Below are 19,997 nucleotides of genomic sequence, written 5' to 3' on the forward strand. Positions count from 1 at the left end.
AGAATAAAATATATGGTTCAGTGGTTAGTTCTAAGGTTCATGAGTATTGGTGTGCTCGTTCCTACAGTAGTGATTCATAAGGAAGGTTATTCTCCACTTAAGAAGAACAACAGGTTTAAGTCAGTTTTTTCAATTATATTATGCCTCTTGTTTTTAGCTAAACGTTTATTAATTGGTTATATGTATACCAGGCTTATGTTATTAGTATATCTGGGAACTCATGTTTTACGCTTCATCTACCCATATGGTATTGGAGATAAGCTTAGGTATTTAACCAAGCATGCTTATCAGAGGGTTAATGGGGTTGCATGTCTTTGCTTTCAGAACGCAAAGGTTGTTGATTTTTCTTTGTTGAAAGCAGCACAGTTTGATCAGGTTTTTATTCATGTTTTAGGCTCTTCAGATAATATTTCAACGTTTGTGAGCCGTATGCTGGTGAAAAGTAGTCAGTGGAAAGGTTGTGAAAAAGCACTACATGTCTGTATTGAGCAACCTGGAATTTCTGAGACACGTATATCAGAAAGGTTTCCTTTTCTTAAAGTTTGCTTCAACATGTATCTTATTTTAGCACCTTTGGTTATTAATGCACTTGGTTTATTGTTATACCTGATGTTTTTATTGCCCTTGTTGCCCCTCTTTTATGATGCGTTCAGTGTTAAGAATTATGCAAAAAATATCAATAAGGTTGTTTCTCTCTGTCGGAAAAAAGGTGCTAAAATAAAAAATATGTGCGTTACTGGATATTCGCTAGGAGGGCTTTCAGCTCTTTGCTGGCGTGCGATATATGATGTGTCTAGTACGATTAAGCTGGTTGTTGATCGTAGCCCAGATCCTGAGTATCTTGCTAAAATTGGTGCAGCATCATTTAACCCTTTTTTGTTGTTCGCATTTATGATTCCTGTTTGCATGAGTGCTTATTTACTAGTTTATACCTTGGGCGTTTATAGCCTGGCTTATGCAGCTTCTGCTGCTTTTGCTATATTGTTGCTTTTTAATTACACGTTTAGATTGAAAATACTGGAGTGGTCGTTAACGAAGCTTGATATTTTGCCCTCAATATTAAGAGGGTATGTCAGCAGGCTCTCTACTAAGTCTAAAAACTTAAGTGCTGCAGTAGCTTTAAGTGATCAAATAGTTCAGAGGGAGTATGTATTTAGTCCTAAGGGTTGTACATCATTATATCCTGGGGATCACTTAAATCTTCCCATATATGACTTAAACAAGGGAAAGATTGAAGGCTTTGAGCAGCCTTGCGAAGATTTTTGTAATGTACTAAATACGTATACTGACATTATGAATAAACTAAGAGGGTAAAGCATTCTGTCAGGAAGACTGGCGTCCCCTAGGGGATTCGAACCCCTGTTGCCGCCGTGAAAGGGCGGTGTCCTAGGCCGACTAGACGAAGGGGACAGAATGTTAAAAGAATATTGCCTTAATTTAATATAAAATGCAATACTTAATTTTGCTTTATTAAAAACTTTTACCAAAGTGATTTGACTTGTTTTTTATACGGATTAGAAATATGATAATTAAAAGTTTAAGGAATAGTGATGCAAGGATCCCTAAAGATAACCACTCACGACATTGAGGGGCTTCAAAGATTTTATCAAGAAGTATTGTCAGCTAGGCTTATTGATAAGGGAGATGAGTTTGCATCGCTCCAGGTTGAACAGTCTTTTATTGAGTTGTACTCGGGTGTGTCAGATCCAATCATTGCTGCAATTGATTATCGCAGCGTGACATCTATCATGGATGTCACATCGAATCATAGTCAGTATATTAAAAAGCCCTTTAGTGTATATGAACAAAAAAATGGTTTGCAGCGTTTTGAAACAGCCATTCAGGATCCAGAAGGAAATCTTGTATACCTAGTGTGTTGTCAGGTTGTAGAGATCAATGTTGATTAATTTGAGTGATTTACCTTGAGTTGAAATGAAGTGCTCTATTTTGCTTGGTTTGTAGGTGAGTTATAGTCAAGGTGAATTTGCATTAATTCCCTAATGATGATAAGGTAAATAGATTAAAATTATAAATAAGTGAATGAATATAGAATATATTTAAAAAAATTTGGCAATTAATCGTAAGCTTTTGTTTTGCAATAGGGCGTTTCTTTTCTAGGCTATGTCGTTTCATCTTTAGAATTAAGCCAACAGGCAAAGTAGCTACCAATAAAGATGTATCAAATAAGTCTGCCCAGGTTAGCTCTGAGGAAGGCATGCAAGCGGAGAAGACGGCTCATAGGCTACTTGACCCTCAAGTGAAACAAGTGTCAGAACCTCTTAATCAGTTTAGAGGATTGCTTTCACAGCGCTTAGAAATCGAATTTGCTGGTTCTCCAACTAAATTGGATCACTTATCATGGAGTTCAATGACTAAAAGTTATAGGTGTGCACACTGTGGTGTTGATCTATTTGATGATCAATCTATTGTTGGTCATTTTAAATATGCGAATCATCCTGAGCATACACTGGCTACCTTAAAAACTGGTATGGAGAGTAATAACCACACCCTAAAGCATCACTTAAATGCAATATCTTTTTTGGATCAGCATCCTGAGATGGTATCAGATTTGACTGATAAAAAACGTGGGTATAATCAAGCGTATATAGAAAAGCGCTTGAATAGCATGATGCCTGGCTTTGTGGGAGCGGTTGCAAAGTCTCAAGCTAAAATCAAGGTTGATGGTAGAGTGAAAACAGGTGTTGAACGAGTTGAGTATCTAAATGCTAGGGGTAATCTACTCACTAAAATGCATCCAGAGGAATACAGTAGTCAAGCGACAGCATTCCCTTCTGTACCTAATGCTTTTTTGAGCATATTGCAGCAGCTAACTGACCTTAGTTACAGGCCTTGTCCTAGAGATAATGATTCTAGAGCGCCTGGAACTAGCGGCCATAAGAAAAAATTCGATCCTGCGCAAATGCAATGGTTAGACACAGGTTTTGGCGGGAAGTCAGGGCCTAAAGTATTTAAGTCAACCACGTGTTCGATGCAAAAAAACTCAACAACCTTGGCGTCGCCTTTTGGTTTTGATAGTTTTGGGGCAGGTAATTACCAGACAGGGTTTGCGTTCGATGCTAATAAATGTAATATCGATGACCAATATACTTGGTTTGGAAATGGAGTTACATATACTAAGCCTTGGTATACAGCTAGTGCGGTGCAAAATCCCCGATATCTGCCAGCAAGCTTTTTTGGTGTACAGCTTAATAATGTATTCCATGCTGCTCATCGTTTAAGTGCTCCTCAAAATGAAATTCTAGCACGACCGACCCTTGAGTCAGTGGTTGCAGTGCTTGCTGAGGCAGATAGTTTTGTAGCTAGACTATCAGCATTGGTTCAATGTCATCTGGTTAATATATATAAAGTAAAACAAGCGCTCCCAACAGCTGTAGTGATGTTAAAAAATATGAGACAGAATGTTTATCAAGCATATACAGCTGAAAAGATTGCTGAGGATTTGATGTATTTGTTCAAAAAAGCACTTGGAAAATATGGAATAAGCCATTTTGGTTGTTTAAGATCAATACCTGATGCGAAAAAGTTATTAAGACAGGTTTGGGTGGTCAAATTGCCTGAGACTGTTTCTATAGAGTTAAAGCGTTTGATTGATGCGGAAGCTATCAGATGGGACGGAAAAATTGATGAAACTAAGCGGTCGGAGTTTTTGAATTTAGCTAATAGCTTTTCTGATGTCTATAACGAAGTAGGAATCTTAGCTCATTGGGCTCCCACAAACTGCTTGGAGATCCTATCTGTTAAAAAGGGAGAGTCAGTAGATGCTATTAAGCGTTATTTGCGTGATTTGTCAGGCCGTTACGAAGCAAGTAAAGAAGTAAGTGATACAGAGTTAAATGCTGTGAAGGATATCATTATGAATAAACCTTTCAAAGGTTATTCTCCTCAGGATGTCATATCTGCATCAGCTATTCTTGGAGAAGATGTCATGGACCGTATGATTTCGCAGTTAACGCCTTTAAATATTAAAAAGCTTAAAGCAGAATGTAGTGGCAAGATAAGCTTCTTTGGTCTATTTAAGTCGCCGCCTAATGCTGTTGATAGGGCTATTTCCCAAAGGCTTGATGTTTTGAGTCCCTAGAATAAATAGTAAACCCTAGATTTCCAATGAAGCGCTCGTATGCTGAGTTTGTGTGCTCTGTATACGAGCATAAACAGATTGGATCACTAGCTTTAAGCTTCTAGGTGCTTGCTAACCCAGTGGTTAAGTAATTGTACACCAAAGCCAGTTGCGCCTTTAGGAATATGAGGTTTTCCACTTTCTTCCCATGCAACACCTGCAATATCAAGGTGTGCCCATTTGGTTTCATCCTTGACAAAGCGTTGAATGAACTGTGCAGCAGTAATTGATCCAGCCCAGCGTTTGCCTATATTTTGCATGTCTGCAATATCAGAGTTTATTTGTTTGTCATACGCTTTGCCAAGTGGTTGCTGCCAAACTTTTTCATGGCTTTTCATTCCAGAGTCAACTAGCTGTTGGGTTAGTTTAGCATTATTACAGAATAGTCCGGCGTATTCATTACCAAGGCTGACTACAATAGCACCAGTTAGTGTAGCCAAATCAATGATGGTATGCGGGTTGAACTCTTGGTAGCTGTATGTAATTGCATCAGCGAGTACTAGACGACCTTCAGCATCTGTATTGAGCACTTCAATGGTTTTTCCAGACATTGACTTCACAACGTCGCCAGGATTTTGAGCGTTTCCATCAGGCATATTCTCTACTAATCCTACAATACCTACGACATTAGCTTTAGCTTTACGTTTTGCCAATGTATACAACAAGCCTGTGACAGCAGCAGCTCCGCCCATATCATATTTCATATCATGCATTCCATTAGCAGGCTTTAGTGAGATACCTCCTGTATCAAAGCAGACACCTTTCCCAATAAATGCTGTAGGTTGTTTTTCGTCGCTACCTTTCCAATGCATGCTGACTACAAAGGGTGGCTTTCTTGAGCCACGTGCAACGCCATGTAGGGCGTTCATGCCGAGCTTTAAAATCTCTTTCTCATCTAATATCTTTACCTCTACACCAAGTGGTCTAAGCTCTTTTACAATGATGTCTTTAAAGGCCTCCGGTGATAATGTGTTACTAGGCTCAGAAACCAGGTCTCTTGCCAATGTTGTTCCGGAGGTAATGGCATCACTGGGTGCATCATGCTCATTGATTGCGTAGACATCAGCAATTTGGACTGCTTTTGGTGGTACAACCTTTGGGTTTGAATAATACTTATTGAACCGGTAAGCGCCTAGCTTTATTCCAGTTAAAAAGTCAGTTAGTTGATCTTTTACTGATGCAGGAGGAATAATCAGAGCATCGTGGCACTCATGCTGCATAATTGCAGAAATCATTGCCCCACCAATTTCTAGTGCAGATGCATCACTCTCTGGTGCTTTTAGGCATAGCGTACTGCCTGATTCGTTGGATAAAAAATGAGTCTTGTTAGTTACAGGGCTCTCTGTTCTAGATATTTCCCCAGGCAGATCTAAAGACTGAGTGTCAGTCATATAGCAGCAGATTTTTGCATTTTTTTGATAGCTTTGAAAGTTTATCTTCATGATGGCTCCTTGTATCTATTTCATCTATCGTTTATAATAAACCATACTTTACAGTGCCGCAAGGTGCGAACAGCAGGAATATGAAATTATAATGAGCAATCCTATAGACAGAGACAGTGAACATAGTTATAACAACTATGATTATCCCATACCATCCAGAGAGATTATTTTATCTGTTTTATCTAGTAAGCCTATGCTTTTGGAGGATGCCCTAGATGCTTTAAATGTAAAAGGGTGGGCCAGAGATGCTGTTGGTAAGCGACTAGAGGCAATGTGGCGTGATGATCAGGTTGAAAAATCAAAAGAAGGATACTTTATATCTAGTGAATCAATGTTGGTTGAGGCGCGCATAGAATCAAGTAAGTCAGGAGACTTGATGGTTCAGATAGGTGGGTGCAAACTGCTGCTTTCATATCGCCACTCACAAGGGATTTTTCCTCATGATAAAGTCATGGTTCGAGTGCCTAACCCTGTCACGGAAAAGTCAAAACCCATCCCAATTAAGGTGCTGGAGTCATGTTCACGTCATATCGTATGTCATGTATCTTCGCACAAAGGTCGTAAGCGTTTGCTGCCTTTTGATAAGAGAATTAAGCACTTTTTAGATCTTAAAAAAATTAACACATATAAGGAAGGTGTAATCCTTTTGGTTAAAAGAGCAGAGAAACAGCCTAACAGAAGGCAGATATCTGTAGTTCCAGTATCAGAAATAGGATCTGCTAATACCCCAGGTATTGAACGTGAAATAGCTAGAAATCTCTTTCACTTACATGGTGATTGGGATAGTAGTTTAATGCCTAATTTGCAAGATGAAATTGATGAGCAGTTGGCTACGAGAACTTCATGGGTTGACCTTCCGTTCGTAACGATTGATGGCTCAGATGCTAAAGACTTTGATGATGCTGTTTATGCAACGAAAACTAAGAGTGGTTATCAACTTTATGTAGCTATTGCAGATGTTGCTCACTACATTAAACAAGGGTCAGAGATTGATATTGAAGCTCGATCAAGAGGTAACTCAGTTTACTTTCCTGGCTTTGTAATCCCTATGTTGCCTGAGTATTTAAGTAATGAATATTGCTCATTAAAACCAGATGTGAATCGTTTGGCTATGGGTGCCTGCATGGATATCGATCATAAAGGCAATGTAACGAATTGCACAGTTCAAAGGGTTGTGATTCGGAGTCATGCGCGCTTAATTTATGAAGATGTTACTGAAATGATAAAAAATGAGCAGTATCCAGATCATATCTCTCAGTCAATGAGTGCACTCAATGAAGTTGCACATTTGTTACATAAGAAACGTGTTGAGCAAGGTGCAATTGAGTTTTCAAGCTCAGAGCCTAAGTTTGATTTTTCAGAAGACCGTACGGTTTGTAATATTAGAAAGGTACAAAGAGGGTGGGCTCATCAATTAATTGAAGAGTGTATGCTTTGTGCCAATCAGTCTATAGGTCAGTTTTTGAATGAGCACAATCAACCCTTTATTAAGCGATCACATGATGCGCCTAGTGCGGACCGTGTTGAAAACTTGAGAGAATATTTAGCTTTTCATCGAATTGAAATGCCTTTGAATCCAAAGCCAAAAGATTTTCAGCAGGTGCTAAATCAAGCGCCGAAGCCTATGAAATCAGTAATAGAGCCGCTATTGTTGCGAACCATGTCGCAAGCGCATTATAGCGCTGAAGATGATCACCATTTTGCGCTATCTTGCACTAATTATACGCACTTTACTTCTCCAATTAGACGCTATGTGGATTTGACAGTGCATCGTGCATTGCTGTCAGTACTAGACGGTCAGCAGGGTTTAGAAGATCTAGAGTCAATTGCCAGTTCTTGCTCTCAAACTGAGCGCCACGCAGATGAAGCATCATGGTTTGCGCAAGCATGGCTAAAGACTCAGTATATATCAAGCCACGTGAATCAAGTCTTTACAGGCCGGGTTATCTCGGTAACGCACTTTGGTTTATTTGTGGAGCTGGATAAGTTTCCTATTGAGGGGTTAATTCATATCTCTAATTTAGGGAGTGAGCGTTTTGTCTATGATCAGGAGAGCCTGGTGCTTAGAGGAAAGTCTTCGAACAAGGTCTATATGCAAGGTAAAAGTATTAAGGTAGTTGTTGTTCGTGCAGCAGTGCTTACTCAGCAAGTTGACTTTCATCTAGCAGAGAATTAAGGCTTTTGAGCAACTATAATGGCGCCTGCAACTGATTTATTTTGATTGGATCTCAATGTGCACGTGTGTACTTCTTCTACTGTAAACCCAATTTGTTCTAAAGTTTCTTTTATCCATGCTGAGTTATGTGCATAGCGTGCATGTTCATTTAGTGTGTACGTTCCATCGGTGAGTAGTTCAAATGAAAAGAAGAGTAGACCTTTAGGCTGTAAGCACCTAAATGCATATTTAAATAATAGACTCGGGTCAGAAATATAAGGGAGTAAATCAGCTGCAACTATCAGAGAACATTCAGGTTCGTCTTTGAGGTAATGGATACAATCGCTACATACTAATTCTGTATAACAAGCTTTAGTGCGTGCTTGCTCAATCATATTCTCTGATAGGTCGATTCCAGTGATGTGCCGGCTATAAGGCTGCAACCTGCTAGCCATAATCCCAGTGCCGCATCCTAAATCAAGGGTTAGGTAATTATTATGTTTGAGGTGAGTAGAGAAGAGAATTGATAATTCTTCAGGGACTTGATACTTAAGTACGGTAGTGAGGTGGGTTTCATAATAGTGGGCATATTGGTCAAATAAGTTCTTCACGTATTTTTGAGGCGGTGCGTTTTTATAATCATCTTGATTTAAGGCTGCTAATAAATAGGAAACCTCCTCATTATTAGGCTCTAATTTTTGGACATGATTATAGTGTACTTTTGCCTGATTTCTTTCATTTGACTGTAGTGCAATAGTAGCAAGGTTGAGATGCGTATTGATGTGGTTGGGTTCTTCGTCTAAAACAGAGGTAAAATATTCTTTTGCTGTGCTATGTTTACCCATAAAATGATAGGCAACGCCAATATTATAGTTGATTTCGCTTGGTGCACAATCTTGAGGCAGGACTTTTGACCAATATTCAATTGCATTGACATACATTCCTTTTACATGAAAGTAACTTGCAATATTCTGCATTAAATAGGGGAGATATGGGTTGACTCTTTGTGCTTGAACAAAGTGTTCTAAAGCTTCTTCATCTTCACTGAGTGCTAATTTAACGCGTGCCAAGGCATGGTGGGCGTCGGCATAGTCTGGGTTGTTTTCAAGTGCTTGTAATAAGTATTTCTTCGCCTCAGCAGGCTCAGATTGCTCCAGACATATGCCCAGTTGAAAGGATGCTATTTTATGACCTTGTTTGCTACTGGCTTTTAAATAATTTAGTGCGCTTTTTAGTTGATCGGTGCGGATAGATAAAATACCAAGATTGAATAGTGCATCGGCATAGTTGGGGTGTAGCGTGAGTGCTTTGAGGAGCTTGTTTTTAGCTTGTGCATATTGCTCTAGCTGTATGTGGGTGCTAGCTAAGTTATTGTAAATAGATAGATGTGTGGGTTGAGTTTTTAATATTTTCTCCCAGAGTTTAATTGCTTTTGGGTGCTTTCCTGATTTTTTGTAGCAGAGTGCTAAGTTACTGTGAATAGATGTTTTACTGGGGTTATATTTCAATGCTTGCTTAAGGTGATTCATCGCATTGGTTATATCACTACTTTGAGCGTATGCAATCCCTATGAGCTCATGTGCTTCAGCATCATTTGGGTGTAATGAAAGCCAGTGTAAATACCCCTCAATGGCTTCGTTTATTTGTTGGTTTTGATGTTTGCTAATTATTTCTGTTAAAGTATTCATTTTTCTGCCTCAGAAAGGTTAGCCAGTATACCTGTGGAAAGTATATAATTGGGCCTTGGATTGTATGCTTTAATAGCAGATTGATTATCGAATACGTACCAATAAGTTGTTTCATTATTGAGTTCTGCTTTAATAATTTTGTTAGGGGTATGCAGTGTATCAGATGGGCATATAACAGGTGTGCATTTAAGCTCATATTTTTGATTCATAAGCTGGTGTATGTGAGGGGTGCTAGGGACTTGTGTGACAATGGGTTGGCCTGTGCGCCATCCATGTTGGATGAGATAATTTTCAATACTTAAAATTGCATCTTCTAGTTTAAACAGGTTGGGGGTGTCTTGGTTGTTACTAATGGCGTATTTCATATATGAACTCGGCATAAACTGTGCTAAGCCAATGCCTCCATCCCAGGACCCTTTGAGTGTTTCGGTGTCAACGATACCATAATAGTCTAGTGCTATAAGAGTGCCAAGTTCGTTTGTCATGTAGCCATGTAATCTATGCCGAGTATCAGGGTGGTCATTGGCAACTACATTGGCAAGCGCCTTGATTGTACTGTATTTCCCTGTATAGTCACCACATAATGTTTCGATACAAATAATACTTGAAATCACGTGGGGATCTACTTTTTTTGCCAGTGAATGAAAGGTTTTTATGTGTTTAGAATAAAATATCTTTTGTTTATCGATTCTGTCTTGGGTAACAAATCTTTGGACCCCAGCAAATGGGTTGGGTGATTTTTTATCTTTCTGCGCGGTGATCTTGCTAGGAACTGTTTTATTAGGTTCAATACACTGCAGTTTTTCATAACTGTATTTCATAGGAACACTGTATTTTTTTTGTGCATATAAAGCGGATTGATATAAAGAACGGTTTGTCCGAATATCAATATAGTCACTGGTCAAACATTCATTAGCTATACTGAAGTTAAATAGCATAAAGGCTAAAATAAGAATCATTACCATGCTCCTTGTTTTCTAGGATCTGGGTTCCCTAGCTTCAAAACGATAGCGAATCCAAGCAGGGTCATTACAAAGCTCGTTCCACCATAGCTGATGAGTGGTAACGGTATTCCCACTACGGGTATAATGCCAGTTACCATAGCCATGTTAATCCATGCATTTAGCATAAAGTTGCACCCCACTGAGATACAGCATAGCTTGCTGAATAAACAATATTGTCGATAGCCAAGCAGAATTGCCCGAACACCAATAGCGAGAACAAGTGATAGCCAGAAGGTTGCACCTATAAAACCAAGCTCTTCACAAATAAGAGAAAAAACAAAGTCAGTTTTGTGCTCAGGTACAAACCCTAGCTGGTTTTGGGTGCCGTTTAATAGTCCTTTACCAGTCATGCCACCGGATCCGATTGCAATTTTGGATTGATGTGTATGATAGCCATGATGTTGAATATCATCTTCTGGATTGAGCAATGTAATCACACGCTGTTTTTGGTAGTCATGCATTTGGCTCCAGATAATGGGTGAGGAGATACATAAAAGTGCACATAAGCTGAGTATGATCATTCTGGATAAGCCTGATAGGAACAAGCATAACCCTCCTATAGTTGCAATAATGAGGGCAGTTCCAAGGTCAGGTTGTTTAAGCACTAGAATAAATGGGAGTATGATTAACAGACTTGATTTGATGATGCTATAGTTTTTTAGAGGCAAGCCATCTTTGGCAATAATGCTAGCAAGCGTTAGGGGTAATGAAATTTTCACTAACTCAGAAGGTTCAAATTTGAATAACCCAAGGTTAAGCCATCGTTGTGCACCATTAGTCATATATCCCAATAGAAGAACCATAATAAGTAATATAATACTGGCAGTGTATATGATAGGTGTTAGGTCTTGAAGCGTTCGTTTATTTAATTTAAATAAAATAGCGGTTGCTATCAAAGCTGGTGTAGCACGAATTAATTGTTTTGTGATTAACCCCCAGTTTTGATGGTCAGCACTATATAAGCTTAAAAATCCAAATAGTATAGCGGACAGCAGTAAATATATAAGTATAGGGTCAATATGATCATATCTAGATGATCGTATGCGGCTCATTTTTGTGTTACCTCCCAATAATAGTCTAGCATACTTTTGGATACTTTAACTGCAAGTGGCTCATGTTCTATAATCGTAACAATCGCTACTTCAGGGTTTATAACCGGTGAGAATCCGATAAATAGGCTATGGTCTTTTTCATATTGTTTAAGTGTATAGTAGTCTGCTTTTTTATCGATAGCTTTAACCTGTGCAGAGCCAGTTTTCCCAGCTACTGAATATGAGCTTCCTGCAAATTTTTTAGCAGTTCCAGTTTGCGTGACGCTAGATAGAATGGTATGTATAATCTCCCAGTTTTTATCTTGAACCTTGAGGGTCGGGGTCTTGGCAATACTTTGATTAGATTTGTTGATGTGTAGCTGGTGATCATAACCTTTATTCGCTAAGAGCATAGTTGCTCGAGCGAGTGATATTGGGGTAACAGCTAAGTCTCCCTGCCCAATAGCTGTAATGATGGTATGACCATCATACCACCCCCCGCTGCGTGCACGTCTGTACTGTGCAGTAGGAATCAAATTGTTTTTTTCATTAGGCAAGTCTATTTGAGTCGCTTGGTTGAATTTAAACAATGATAAGTAGTTAACTAGGGTATCAATACCTAGTCTATGTCCCAGCATGTAAAAGTAAGTGTCACATGACTCATTAATGGCCTTATTCAGGTCAACTTCACCATGTCCTTGTCTCTTCCAGTCTCTAAATCGTTTATTACCAACTAAATAATATCCTGGGTCATGAATTTTATCCTGTACGCTGATATGTTGGTCCTCGAGGGCGAGAAGAGAAAATATAGGCTTAAGTGTTGATGCCGGTGGGTAAGTGGCTTGAGTAATACGGTTTAATAAATTACTGTTTTTATAATCAGCGGATTTAATTGGGTTTTTTGGGTCAAAGCTAGGTGTGCTAACAGCAGCTATAATCGCACCAGTGTTGGGGTTAAGCATAATTACCGTACCGCTGTGCCCATCAAGTAAATAATGTGCTTTTTTTTGTAAATTACTATGAATCGTTGTGTAAATGTCCTCTCCAGCTATTGATTTAGACAGAGTGTGTGTTTGTTGTATGGTGCCACTGGCATTGATGGTGTGAACTTTTTTTCCTGGGTAACCTTTGAGTTGGTCATCATAGTAAGATTCAATGCCGTTTACACCTGATTGATGTGTACTAGCTTGCTCATTAGACAAAGGGTTTATGCTAGCATGACTGGTATAGCCAATTAAATGTGATAATTTATTACCCTGAGCGTATTGTCTGGTTAAGTGTGTCTTTAGAATGATTGCATCATTATTCCAGTGATTGATATGTGCATAGTCCCAAGATTCAACTTCACTGCATTGGTGTGTTTTAGATGCTTTACGTGTAGATAGGGCACTTTGTTGAATGAATTCTTGTTGATCTAAGGGGAGTTTTGGGTAACAAGCAATAAACGTTGTTTGATCAGTGGCTAAAACATGCTTGTTTGCATCATAAATCTTTCCTCTCTGAGGTTCAATTCTCACATTTCTAGTATGATACTGAGTAGCAAGGCCTAGGTAATATTCGTGTTTTTTGATTTGTATGGTGTAGAGATTAGAAAGCAAAAGTATATATGCACATACAAATATACTGACAACAATAACTAAACGCTTTTTGGTAATCATGCGTTCTGTATGAACGTTTCGAAGCTTGCTCATTATAAACCATCAATTTGATGTTATAGTACTACCTTTATTATATCTGATCAAATCTTAAGCGATATGATAAGGGTGATTGTTTAGATAGCTTAAAACTCGGTAGATTTGTTCACATAAAATAAGTTGAGCGACTTCGTGTTGTAACGTTAAGTCAGATAGTTTGATGGTTTGGTGCTGTTTGATGAGTGTTAAATCAAATCCACTTGCAGGTCCTATAATTAAACAGATGTGACCTGTTGCTTGCTGTATTTGATCAAATTTTTTTGCTAGTTGCTCAGTAGTCAGGTTTGTTCCACGCTCATCGCATATCAAAACTTGGCATTGTTTAGGTATTTGGTTGAGTAAATTTTCCGTGTTGCTTTGCTTAGCGGTGGGTGTGCTTAATACAGGTTTGACATTGATATGTTTAATTTTTGCAAAACGGATGCATTGTTTGATGTATTGAGCAGAGAGTTCATTAATTGCTTTAAGTGTACGCTTGGAGCAAGTAATGATTGTAACATTCATCGCTTAGACCAAATTTCTTCCAAATTGATTGTATTCCGTGCCTCTGGGGTCATGATGTGCACGATGGCATCGCCTAAGTCAATCAGTGTCCAGTTTTCATCAGTTTCAGCATTAGATTGCATACGGTCTTTTTTAAAGTCACGTAGTAATGTTTGTGCGATAAACTGCATTTGCCGGGAGCTTTCAGCGGTTGCTATAATCATAAAATCACAGATTACAGTTTTGCCTTCTGTATTGATGACTAAAATGGATGATGCCTTGCATTCTTCAAGTACTTGGCATATTTGGTTTTGCATTGAATTCATAGTTAAGTATTGATTATTGATATTTAGTTTATCATATAAGTCATTTGGTTTGCTAGATAATTCTTAATAAATGGTATATGCTAAATGCATCGATAATAAAGACTTAGGGTGAATTATTATTAAAATAAAGACACTTGAGCTCGAGATTGATGAGCTATTGCCAGAATTTGACATGGAGAATGCATGCAGTGCTGCATTACTCATGATTTGGCGTAATAATTTATTAGGCGATTCATTGCAAGATAGAGAATTAAGGAACCCGTTAGCCATGAGGCACAGGTTTTTGATTGTTTGGATCACTTGCCTGAGTTTAAGGCTAGGCTGCAAGAGAGCTTGAAACCAGGGTTTAAGGCTGCAGAAGATAAGGTTGCCGGCGTTCCTGTCTGTTCTGATGCGCTTGACTTGCATAAATCTATGGAAAGAGTGAGTAGTTTGCTGCAAAGTATCTTATTGCCAAGTGGTGATGTGCGCTCTAAATTATACCAGTTTGTGATGCTGGTAGAATTACTTAATAAGGCGGTGCAAAGCGCAGAGGGCCTGGTGTTATTGCGTCAACATGTACAGGGTTCTAAAAATAAGAAAAAAGCGAATAGAAATACAAAAGAAAAAATAAAGACGTTATATGTTATTCGTAATAAAATTGTGCACCCACGTTCCTTTGACGGGGATTTAAAAGACATCTGCTCAACTATGCTAGATATGCTGATACGTGAAGCTAATCCTATGTTAGAGCATATCAATCGCCCCTAAATACTAAGCCGCTAGATAAAGCCAGGATCGAGACAGAATATAAACGGCTTCAATCTTTATGGGTGTCGAATATAGAGTTATTAGATCAATTGAAGCCTATTGTTTCAGAATCCCTTTATGTAGAGCTGGATGAGTGTTTGCAGGTTCAGGGTGGTGGTAGCGCTACATCTATAGGTTCTCTTGAAGGCAAGAATCAGTGGCTAATAGATAATGCAGATAGGATTGAGAAAACATCAGCTGACTTTAGGGGATTGCTGGTCAGTGAGCAGATGCGTTTGCAAGGAGGCGCGCTTCTTAAGTTTAATCAATTGGTTTACCCGGTAGTTCCTGAAATTAAGCTTGACTGGCCTCTGATAAAGCATAAACGCTATGTTTCTGATTCTGAATTAAATGATTTGCTATTTGACTATCTAAGTGATGATATAATTCGTTCAAAAATAGATATTAAGAAGTTTATGCAATCAATGATAGTAGACATGATCAAGCTTTCAAAAGAAGATCAGGTTGTTTTAAAGCGGTATTTGTCTATTATTGAGTTGTTTCAATCTAAAGATACCAGTAAATGTGTGGCAAGTATTGTTAATGAGAACTTGATGCATGATCCGGCGGTTAATGTTAATCGTCAAATAATTATTGATATCTTATCTGCCCCAAATTGTTTAGAGATTTTATCTTGGTTGGTATTAGTCGCTGAAGATTTAAATGCAGAGGGTTATCAATTGTTTGAATACTCTCTGATGTAGTTTGTGTGGAGTGTTGATTCGGATATTGATTTTGACGCTTTATTTGCAGTTTATGAGAAACTCACAGGTTGTGATGAGAGTGCTGCCTATATGTTGTATTGTGGTGCAATTGGCCACTCTATGTTGAGATCTTCCTATACTGCCAACTCCAAGGATATGCCTATTAACTTTGGGCTGATAGAAGCTTTAGATAAAAAGGGACATAATTTATGTGTTTATGCAGGAGGTAGAGGGCCTGGGTCTGCAGTTGTTCGGTTACTTATAGCAGACTCTTTTTACGCAAGTGCTAACACTTCCGAATGTCGAGAAGCTTTGTATCATTTGGATCTATATCTTATGAAGGCACTTAGTGGAGAACTGGGTCCTTCTGAGACTTTAAATGCTGGCGACTGGAGGCACAGTAAATCATATGGGCTTATTCAAACCACAATGAGTGTGCCATCCTTGCAAAAAAAGCAACTGGCGAAAAAAAGAAAGTAAATGGGGGTTGTGAGATTCTACTTGATATTCCTTCAGAGTTAGCTATTTTTAGAAGACGACAGGGCGAGGGTGCCTATAAGAAGCAGCCTGTATTTTTATTGGATTTAGAGCAAAGGCGGTTTCCTTATGTGATTAGAAGAGGCGCCGAGAAGGTTGTTTTGATTAAGAATCCACCTATGTTTTATAATCGATTTATGCTTAAGTCGTTATTTTCTGCTGGTAAGCATGCTATCACAGTATCTTTAATAACGCCTGTTGATTATATGTTATCATCATCTTATCTTAATAACCTTGGTTTTAAGTATAAAATTAAGCTTCCAGATCATTTGTCACGGGGCTCAATCCCTTTGTATGTTTTATACTATCTGTTGATGAGCATAGAGTATGACTCTCATATCCCTAAAGACTTTTACTTGAAGTCTAGTGTAAGGTGCGCTTTGTCTTATTATTATCAGTGTATTCTAGATTTCGCACTCAAGGAAGGTTGTGTTCTTGAGTATAATGCTCCAACAACACGTCATCAAACAATTTGGTTCCATTATTTGTATATGCAGCACGTTATGGAGTGGAGGAGTCTAATCATTGAATTGAAAGGCCAGCCAGTAACAGATGTATTGCGAGAGGTTTATCTCACAGGTTTAAGAATGTCATCTGAGTATGTACCTTTGTTAGATTATATAGAGCTCTCTACAATTTTACGAGTCTTCAATGTTGATCAGTTGTGTCCAGATTATATAGGTTGTGTTGCAACTATTAAGCATGTAGGGGGGAAATAGGGGCTCTGGCTCAACCAATCGTTGATGTGGTAGCTTCTGTTCGATTAAGACTGATTCAGTCTTACAAAAAAATACCCGGCGATAATAATAGATTGTTGTTTAATTGGGTTAGACAAAATATGTCACTTTGCAAAACAGTTGAGATATTGGAAGACCCTAATAGATATAGGGGTGCTCTTCTTGAGCCTATGTTAGGAGAAGAAACAGGTATTGAAGAGCTAAATGCTTTAGAAAAAGATGAGGCACAAATCTTAAGGAGTGGAGGAGGGGGCGCTGCGTCTATATGATGTATACTGTGTTTATATTGAAGGTTTGTACTCTGTAATAGCCGTATGGTATTGCGCCTTATCTTATCTTGACTTGTCTAGTGGCATGTTGAATAATGCGAACAAGTTATTTGAGTAAGTAGGGTGTCTCAAGAAGTATTGGTTTGGTTAGATTTAGAAATGACAGGGCTGTCAGAGCATGATGAAATTATTGAAGTTGCATGTATTCTGACTGATATGGATTATAATCAGATTAGTGATGATTTTACACGCACTGTGCATGTGCCTTTAAGCAAGCTAGAAGCTATGTCAGATGTCTGTACCCAAATGCATCAAGCATCAGGATTATGGGAAGATGTATTGAAGTCAACTAATGATATTACTCGTGTTGAAAGAGACTTAGTTACAGAGATCACTAATACAACAAGTGCTGGTACAGTACTCTATCTAGCGGGTAATTCAATACATGTAGATCGGATTTTTGTTAAAAAGCAAATGCCGCTCTTAGATAAGTTATTACACTATCGTATGCTTGATGTTACAGCAGTTGGTATGTTCTTAAAAAATGGATTTTCACTTCCCAATTATATTAAGTCTAAGAGTCATCGAGCGCTAGATGATATCAAAGAATCAATAGGTGAAGTTACTCATTACCATAAATGGGTGGTAAAAGGCCATGCTGATTAAGTCATTAGCGGATACAGAGCGTATAGCTAAGACTGTATTCAAAAGTGCTTTAGAGCAGCCTAAGCCTTTTATCTGCTATCTAGAAGGGGATCTAGGGGTTGGTAAAACTGAGTTTGTTCGCTTAGGGCTCAAAAGTTTGGGTTACACAGGTAGTGTGCTCAGTCCAACTTATACTCTTTTTAATGAATATACGGTAGGTGAGGTTTCCATAGTGCACGCGGACTTTTATCGTGTAAAAGACCCTGAAGAACTCGATTATATCGGCTGGGATATAGCGCTTTCAAAGGCAAGCCTAGTGTTTATTGAGTGGCCAGAGCACGCAACCTTAAAGCCTAGCAAAGTAATTTGTCTTGAGCTTAAAAAAGACGGAACACGTAGGCTTAAAGAGATAGACTAGTCGTCCATTCTATCGGGGCTATCTTGTGACTTGTTTTTATTTTCACCATGCGGGCGCTTCCTGTTTCCTCTGCGCATATGAGCATTGCTGCGAGTTCGCTTGTTTCTGCGCTCAGATTGGTCAGAGTTTTTATGATGGTTTGAACGATTGTTGTGCCCTTGTTTATTAGCTGAAGGACTTTTGCGTTCCTCTTTTTGCTCAGGAGTATTGCTACTCATGATTTTATCCATGATTCTCTGTAGTACACCACCGCTTCTTGTATTTGGATGCTCTTTGTAGAGTTGATTAGGTACAAGGGGCTTGCTTTGCTGTTGCTTGCTCCACTTGGGTCTAGTGTTGTTTTGTGGCTTAACTGTTCGCTGTTGGTAGCTTCTATTACTTTCAGATACTCTTTTTATGCTATACTTTTCGTTGATTAACGCAGTAGAGGGGATTATGATTGCTTTGATATTGAAGCGTTTTTCTAAGGTCTCAATTTGCCCCCTTTTTTCATTGAGGAGGTAACAGCCAACATCATCTGATGTGTGGATTACAAGTGTTTTACTTGCTTCAGAGGCGCAAATTTCTTCTATTTTAAATAGGATATTACTAGCTACAGAGTGTATAGACCTGGTATATCCTAGTCCGTTACAGTGGGAGCATTCTTCATAATGTTGATCAACAATGGATGGTCCGGTTCTTTGTCTAGATAAGAGCATGCAGCCAGTCAATAATGAGATAGGTTCAAATCGTATTTTTAGTTGATCTTTTTGTATTTTTTGCGCTACAAGATCCTCAATCTTTTTCCGATTATCTTCATTAGACATGTCAATAAAGTCAACAGTAATGATGCCACCAATGTCTCTTAGAGACATTTGCCTGATGATTTCATATAGAGCTTCTGAATTAGTAGTAAATGCTGTGTCTTCAATGTTTTTTGAACCTTTAGAGCGAGCAGAGTTCACGTCAATGACAGTCATCGCCTCTGCGTAATCAATAACAATTGAGCCTCCTGATTTGAGCTCTATTTTTCTAGCAAACAAAGACTGGATTTGTCCTTGCAGCCCGTAGTGACTGAATAAAGGTACTGTTTTAGCATTAGTATATAAGCTAATTCTTTCTTCAAATTCAGGACGTGTCTTTTGCAGGTAGTCTTTAAGTTTTATAAATGTAGGTTCATGATCAATGACGATTGAGTCAATGTTTTTTCTTAAGCGGTCTCTGACTGATCTAATAAGCGCATCACTTTCTTCATGGATAAGTGTAGGCGTCTTAACTGTTTTTGCTGCTTCATGTACTTTATTCCAGTGATGTAAGAGGCACTCCAGATCCCAGGCAAGCTCTTCTTTGCAGCGATTAAGTCCTTCTGTTCTAACAATAATTGAAAGGCTTTCAGGGATGTTAAGCTTGGATACAATTTCTTTTGTTTTGAGGCGCTCTGCAGCATCAGCTTTTTTGGAGATGCCATTGTTTTTTTGGTTGTTGGGCATGAGCACTAAGTATGCACCAGCAAGTGATATGTATGTAGTTAATGCAGACCCTTTGTTAGGCTTTTCTTCGCGCGTTACCTGTACAAGTACGGTTTGCCCTACTTGGATTAAGTCGTGAATTGTTGAACTTTCGGTTTTTTCTGCCTGATAGCAAGAGGGCATAATTTCTTTAAATGGTAAGAACCCATGTCTTTGGCTGCCAATGTCAACAAAAACGGCATCAATGCCTTCTTGGATGCTAGATATCACTCCTAAAATGACATTCCCGCATGAGCGAGTATGGTCGTATTGCTGTGTTTCTAGGGAAATAAGTCGTTGATTTTCAACGACTGCTATCCGCGGCTCATTCTCTTGAGTCGCGTTTATGCACATTAATTTTGTCATCGTTACGTAACCTAATATTTAATCAATTCTTCCTATGCCAGCCATGTCGATCTTGGACTATCTGATAGATTCTTTTCAAATATC

General features: G+C 38.6%; 18 protein-coding genes and 1 tRNA gene. 10 read left to right on the forward strand and 9 right to left on the reverse strand.

The window, feature by feature from the left end; all coding sequences use genetic code 11:
- Positions 1 to 12: 12 nt before the first annotated feature.
- Positions 13 to 1,314 carry a hypothetical protein gene (locus MMH89_RS02135; protein ID WP_258568734.1) on the forward strand — a complete coding sequence of 434 codons (1,302 nt, stop codon included), beginning with the start codon at positions 13 to 15 and terminating at the stop codon, positions 1,312 to 1,314.
- Between the two features lie 19 nt (positions 1,315 to 1,333).
- Here MMH89_RS02135 and MMH89_RS02140 read toward each other — a convergent pair.
- Positions 1,334 to 1,410: transfer RNA gene (locus MMH89_RS02140), tRNA-Glu, on the reverse strand.
- Positions 1,411 to 1,550: 140 nt separating this feature from the next.
- Here MMH89_RS02140 and MMH89_RS02145 point away from each other — a divergent pair.
- Both MMH89_RS02145 and MMH89_RS02150 read left to right on the forward strand, forming a co-directional pair.
- Positions 1,551 to 1,907, forward strand: coding sequence for a hypothetical protein (locus MMH89_RS02145; protein WP_258568735.1), 357 nt, complete (start codon positions 1,551 to 1,553; stop codon positions 1,905 to 1,907).
- Positions 1,908 to 2,215: 308 nt separating this feature from the next.
- The gene (locus MMH89_RS02150; protein ID WP_258568736.1) at positions 2,216 to 4,099 is read left to right on the forward strand and encodes a hypothetical protein; all 1,884 of its coding nucleotides are present in this window, start codon (positions 2,216 to 2,218) and stop codon (positions 4,097 to 4,099) included.
- Between the two features lie 92 nt (positions 4,100 to 4,191).
- On the opposite strand, the gene MMH89_RS02155 is transcribed toward MMH89_RS02150, so the two are convergent.
- A complete protein-coding gene (locus MMH89_RS02155; RefSeq protein ID WP_258568737.1) occupies positions 4,192 to 5,580 on the reverse strand; it encodes a leucyl aminopeptidase in 1,389 nt (462 codons plus the stop codon).
- Positions 5,581 to 5,671: 91 nt separating this feature from the next.
- On the opposite strand from MMH89_RS02155, the gene rnr reads away from it, so the two are divergent.
- Positions 5,672 to 7,756 (forward strand): ribonuclease R, encoded by a 2,085-nt coding sequence (gene rnr, locus MMH89_RS02160; RefSeq protein WP_258568738.1) that lies wholly within the window; start codon positions 5,672 to 5,674, stop codon positions 7,754 to 7,756.
- On the opposite strand, the gene MMH89_RS02165 is transcribed toward rnr, so the two are convergent.
- From MMH89_RS02165 to rsfS, 6 genes are read right to left on the reverse strand one after another with little or no spacing between them, the layout of a single operon-like run.
- The gene (locus MMH89_RS02165; RefSeq protein ID WP_258568739.1) at positions 7,753 to 9,423 is read right to left on the reverse strand and encodes a tetratricopeptide repeat protein; all 1,671 of its coding nucleotides are present in this window, start codon (positions 9,421 to 9,423) and stop codon (positions 7,753 to 7,755) included. The genes rnr and MMH89_RS02165 overlap by 4 nt on opposite strands.
- On the reverse strand, positions 9,420 to 10,382 hold the full coding sequence (locus MMH89_RS02170) for a lytic murein transglycosylase (RefSeq protein ID WP_258568740.1): 963 nt from the start codon (positions 10,380 to 10,382) through the stop codon (positions 9,420 to 9,422). The genes MMH89_RS02165 and MMH89_RS02170 overlap by 4 nt, the downstream gene beginning before the upstream one ends.
- The gene (rodA, locus tag MMH89_RS02175) at positions 10,382 to 11,479 is read right to left on the reverse strand and encodes a rod shape-determining protein RodA (protein ID WP_258568741.1); all 1,098 of its coding nucleotides are present in this window, start codon (positions 11,477 to 11,479) and stop codon (positions 10,382 to 10,384) included. Before rodA ends, MMH89_RS02170 begins: the two co-directional genes overlap by 1 nt.
- Positions 11,476 to 13,149: a penicillin-binding transpeptidase domain-containing protein gene (locus MMH89_RS02180; protein ID WP_258568742.1), complete on the reverse strand. Its 1,674-nt coding sequence runs from the start codon at positions 13,147 to 13,149 to the stop codon at positions 11,476 to 11,478. The genes rodA and MMH89_RS02180 overlap by 4 nt, the downstream gene beginning before the upstream one ends.
- Before the next feature lie 54 nt (positions 13,150 to 13,203).
- Positions 13,204 to 13,656: a 23S rRNA (pseudouridine(1915)-N(3))-methyltransferase RlmH gene (locus tag MMH89_RS02185; RefSeq protein ID WP_258568743.1), complete on the reverse strand. Its 453-nt coding sequence runs from the start codon at positions 13,654 to 13,656 to the stop codon at positions 13,204 to 13,206.
- On the reverse strand, positions 13,653 to 13,961 hold the full coding sequence (gene rsfS, locus MMH89_RS02190; protein ID WP_258568744.1) for a ribosome silencing factor: 309 nt from the start codon (positions 13,959 to 13,961) through the stop codon (positions 13,653 to 13,655). The genes MMH89_RS02185 and rsfS overlap by 4 nt, the downstream gene beginning before the upstream one ends.
- A 300-nt stretch (positions 13,962 to 14,261) precedes the next feature.
- On the opposite strand from rsfS, the gene MMH89_RS02195 reads away from it, so the two are divergent.
- The 6 genes from MMH89_RS02195 to tsaE all read left to right on the forward strand — a co-directional run bounded on the left by MMH89_RS02195 (position 14,262) and on the right by tsaE (position 18,060).
- Entirely contained in the window at positions 14,262 to 14,711 is a 450-nt protein-coding gene (locus MMH89_RS02195; RefSeq protein WP_258568745.1) for a hypothetical protein, read from the forward strand.
- Positions 14,712 to 14,773: 62 nt separating this feature from the next.
- Positions 14,774 to 15,454 carry a hypothetical protein gene (locus MMH89_RS02200; protein WP_258568746.1) on the forward strand — a complete coding sequence of 227 codons (681 nt, stop codon included), beginning with the start codon at positions 14,774 to 14,776 and terminating at the stop codon, positions 15,452 to 15,454.
- Positions 15,455 to 15,457: 3 nt separating this feature from the next.
- A complete protein-coding gene (locus tag MMH89_RS02205) occupies positions 15,458 to 15,934 on the forward strand; it encodes a hypothetical protein (protein WP_258568747.1) in 477 nt (158 codons plus the stop codon).
- Positions 15,935 to 16,032: 98 nt separating this feature from the next.
- Entirely contained in the window at positions 16,033 to 16,710 is a 678-nt protein-coding gene (locus tag MMH89_RS02210) for a hypothetical protein (protein WP_258568748.1), read from the forward strand.
- 410 nt (positions 16,711 to 17,120) lie between these two features.
- Positions 17,121 to 17,663 (forward strand): oligoribonuclease, encoded by a 543-nt coding sequence (gene orn / locus MMH89_RS02215; RefSeq protein ID WP_258568749.1) that lies wholly within the window; start codon positions 17,121 to 17,123, stop codon positions 17,661 to 17,663.
- On the forward strand, positions 17,653 to 18,060 hold the full coding sequence (tsaE, locus tag MMH89_RS02220; protein ID WP_258568750.1) for a tRNA (adenosine(37)-N6)-threonylcarbamoyltransferase complex ATPase subunit type 1 TsaE: 408 nt from the start codon (positions 17,653 to 17,655) through the stop codon (positions 18,058 to 18,060). The genes orn and tsaE overlap by 11 nt, the downstream gene beginning before the upstream one ends.
- Here tsaE and MMH89_RS02225 read toward each other — a convergent pair.
- Positions 18,057 to 19,913 carry an Rne/Rng family ribonuclease gene (locus MMH89_RS02225; RefSeq protein WP_258568751.1) on the reverse strand — a complete coding sequence of 619 codons (1,857 nt, stop codon included), beginning with the start codon at positions 19,911 to 19,913 and terminating at the stop codon, positions 18,057 to 18,059. The genes tsaE and MMH89_RS02225 overlap by 4 nt on opposite strands.
- Between the last annotated feature and the right edge of the window lie 84 nt (positions 19,914 to 19,997).

The organism is Candidatus Comchoanobacter bicostacola, assembly GCF_024172705.1.
Taxonomy (GTDB): Bacteria; Pseudomonadota; Gammaproteobacteria; order Comchoanobacterales; family Comchoanobacteraceae; genus Comchoanobacter; species Comchoanobacter bicostacola.

Bases quoted from the DNA above. Each gene is read 5' to 3' on its own strand.
- rodA (WP_258568741.1), bottom strand. From the start codon at position 11,479: ATGAGCCGCATACGATCATCTAGATATGATCATATTGACCCTATACTT.
- MMH89_RS02185 (WP_258568743.1), bottom strand. From the start codon at position 13,656: ATGAATGTTACAATCATTACTTGCTCCAAGCGTACACTTAAAGCAATT.
- MMH89_RS02165 (WP_258568739.1), bottom strand. From the start codon at position 9,423: ATGAATACTTTAACAGAAATAATTAGCAAACATCAAAACCAACAAATA.
- MMH89_RS02135 (WP_258568734.1), top strand. From the start codon at position 13: ATGGTTCAGTGGTTAGTTCTAAGGTTCATGAGTATTGGTGTGCTCGTT.
- MMH89_RS02180 (WP_258568742.1), bottom strand. From the start codon at position 13,149: ATGAGCAAGCTTCGAAACGTTCATACAGAACGCATGATTACCAAAAAG.
- MMH89_RS02145 (WP_258568735.1), top strand. From the start codon at position 1,551: ATGCAAGGATCCCTAAAGATAACCACTCACGACATTGAGGGGCTTCAA.
- rsfS (WP_258568744.1), bottom strand. From the start codon at position 13,961: ATGAATTCAATGCAAAACCAAATATGCCAAGTACTTGAAGAATGCAAG.
- MMH89_RS02155 (WP_258568737.1), bottom strand. From the start codon at position 5,580: ATGAAGATAAACTTTCAAAGCTATCAAAAAAATGCAAAAATCTGCTGC.
- tsaE (WP_258568750.1), top strand. From the start codon at position 17,653: ATGCTGATTAAGTCATTAGCGGATACAGAGCGTATAGCTAAGACTGTA.
- rnr (WP_258568738.1), top strand. From the start codon at position 5,672: ATGAGCAATCCTATAGACAGAGACAGTGAACATAGTTATAACAACTAT.
- MMH89_RS02225 (WP_258568751.1), bottom strand. From the start codon at position 19,913: ATGACAAAATTAATGTGCATAAACGCGACTCAAGAGAATGAGCCGCGG.
- MMH89_RS02170 (WP_258568740.1), bottom strand. From the start codon at position 10,382: ATGATTCTTATTTTAGCCTTTATGCTATTTAACTTCAGTATAGCTAAT.
- MMH89_RS02150 (WP_258568736.1), top strand. From the start codon at position 2,216: ATGCAAGCGGAGAAGACGGCTCATAGGCTACTTGACCCTCAAGTGAAA.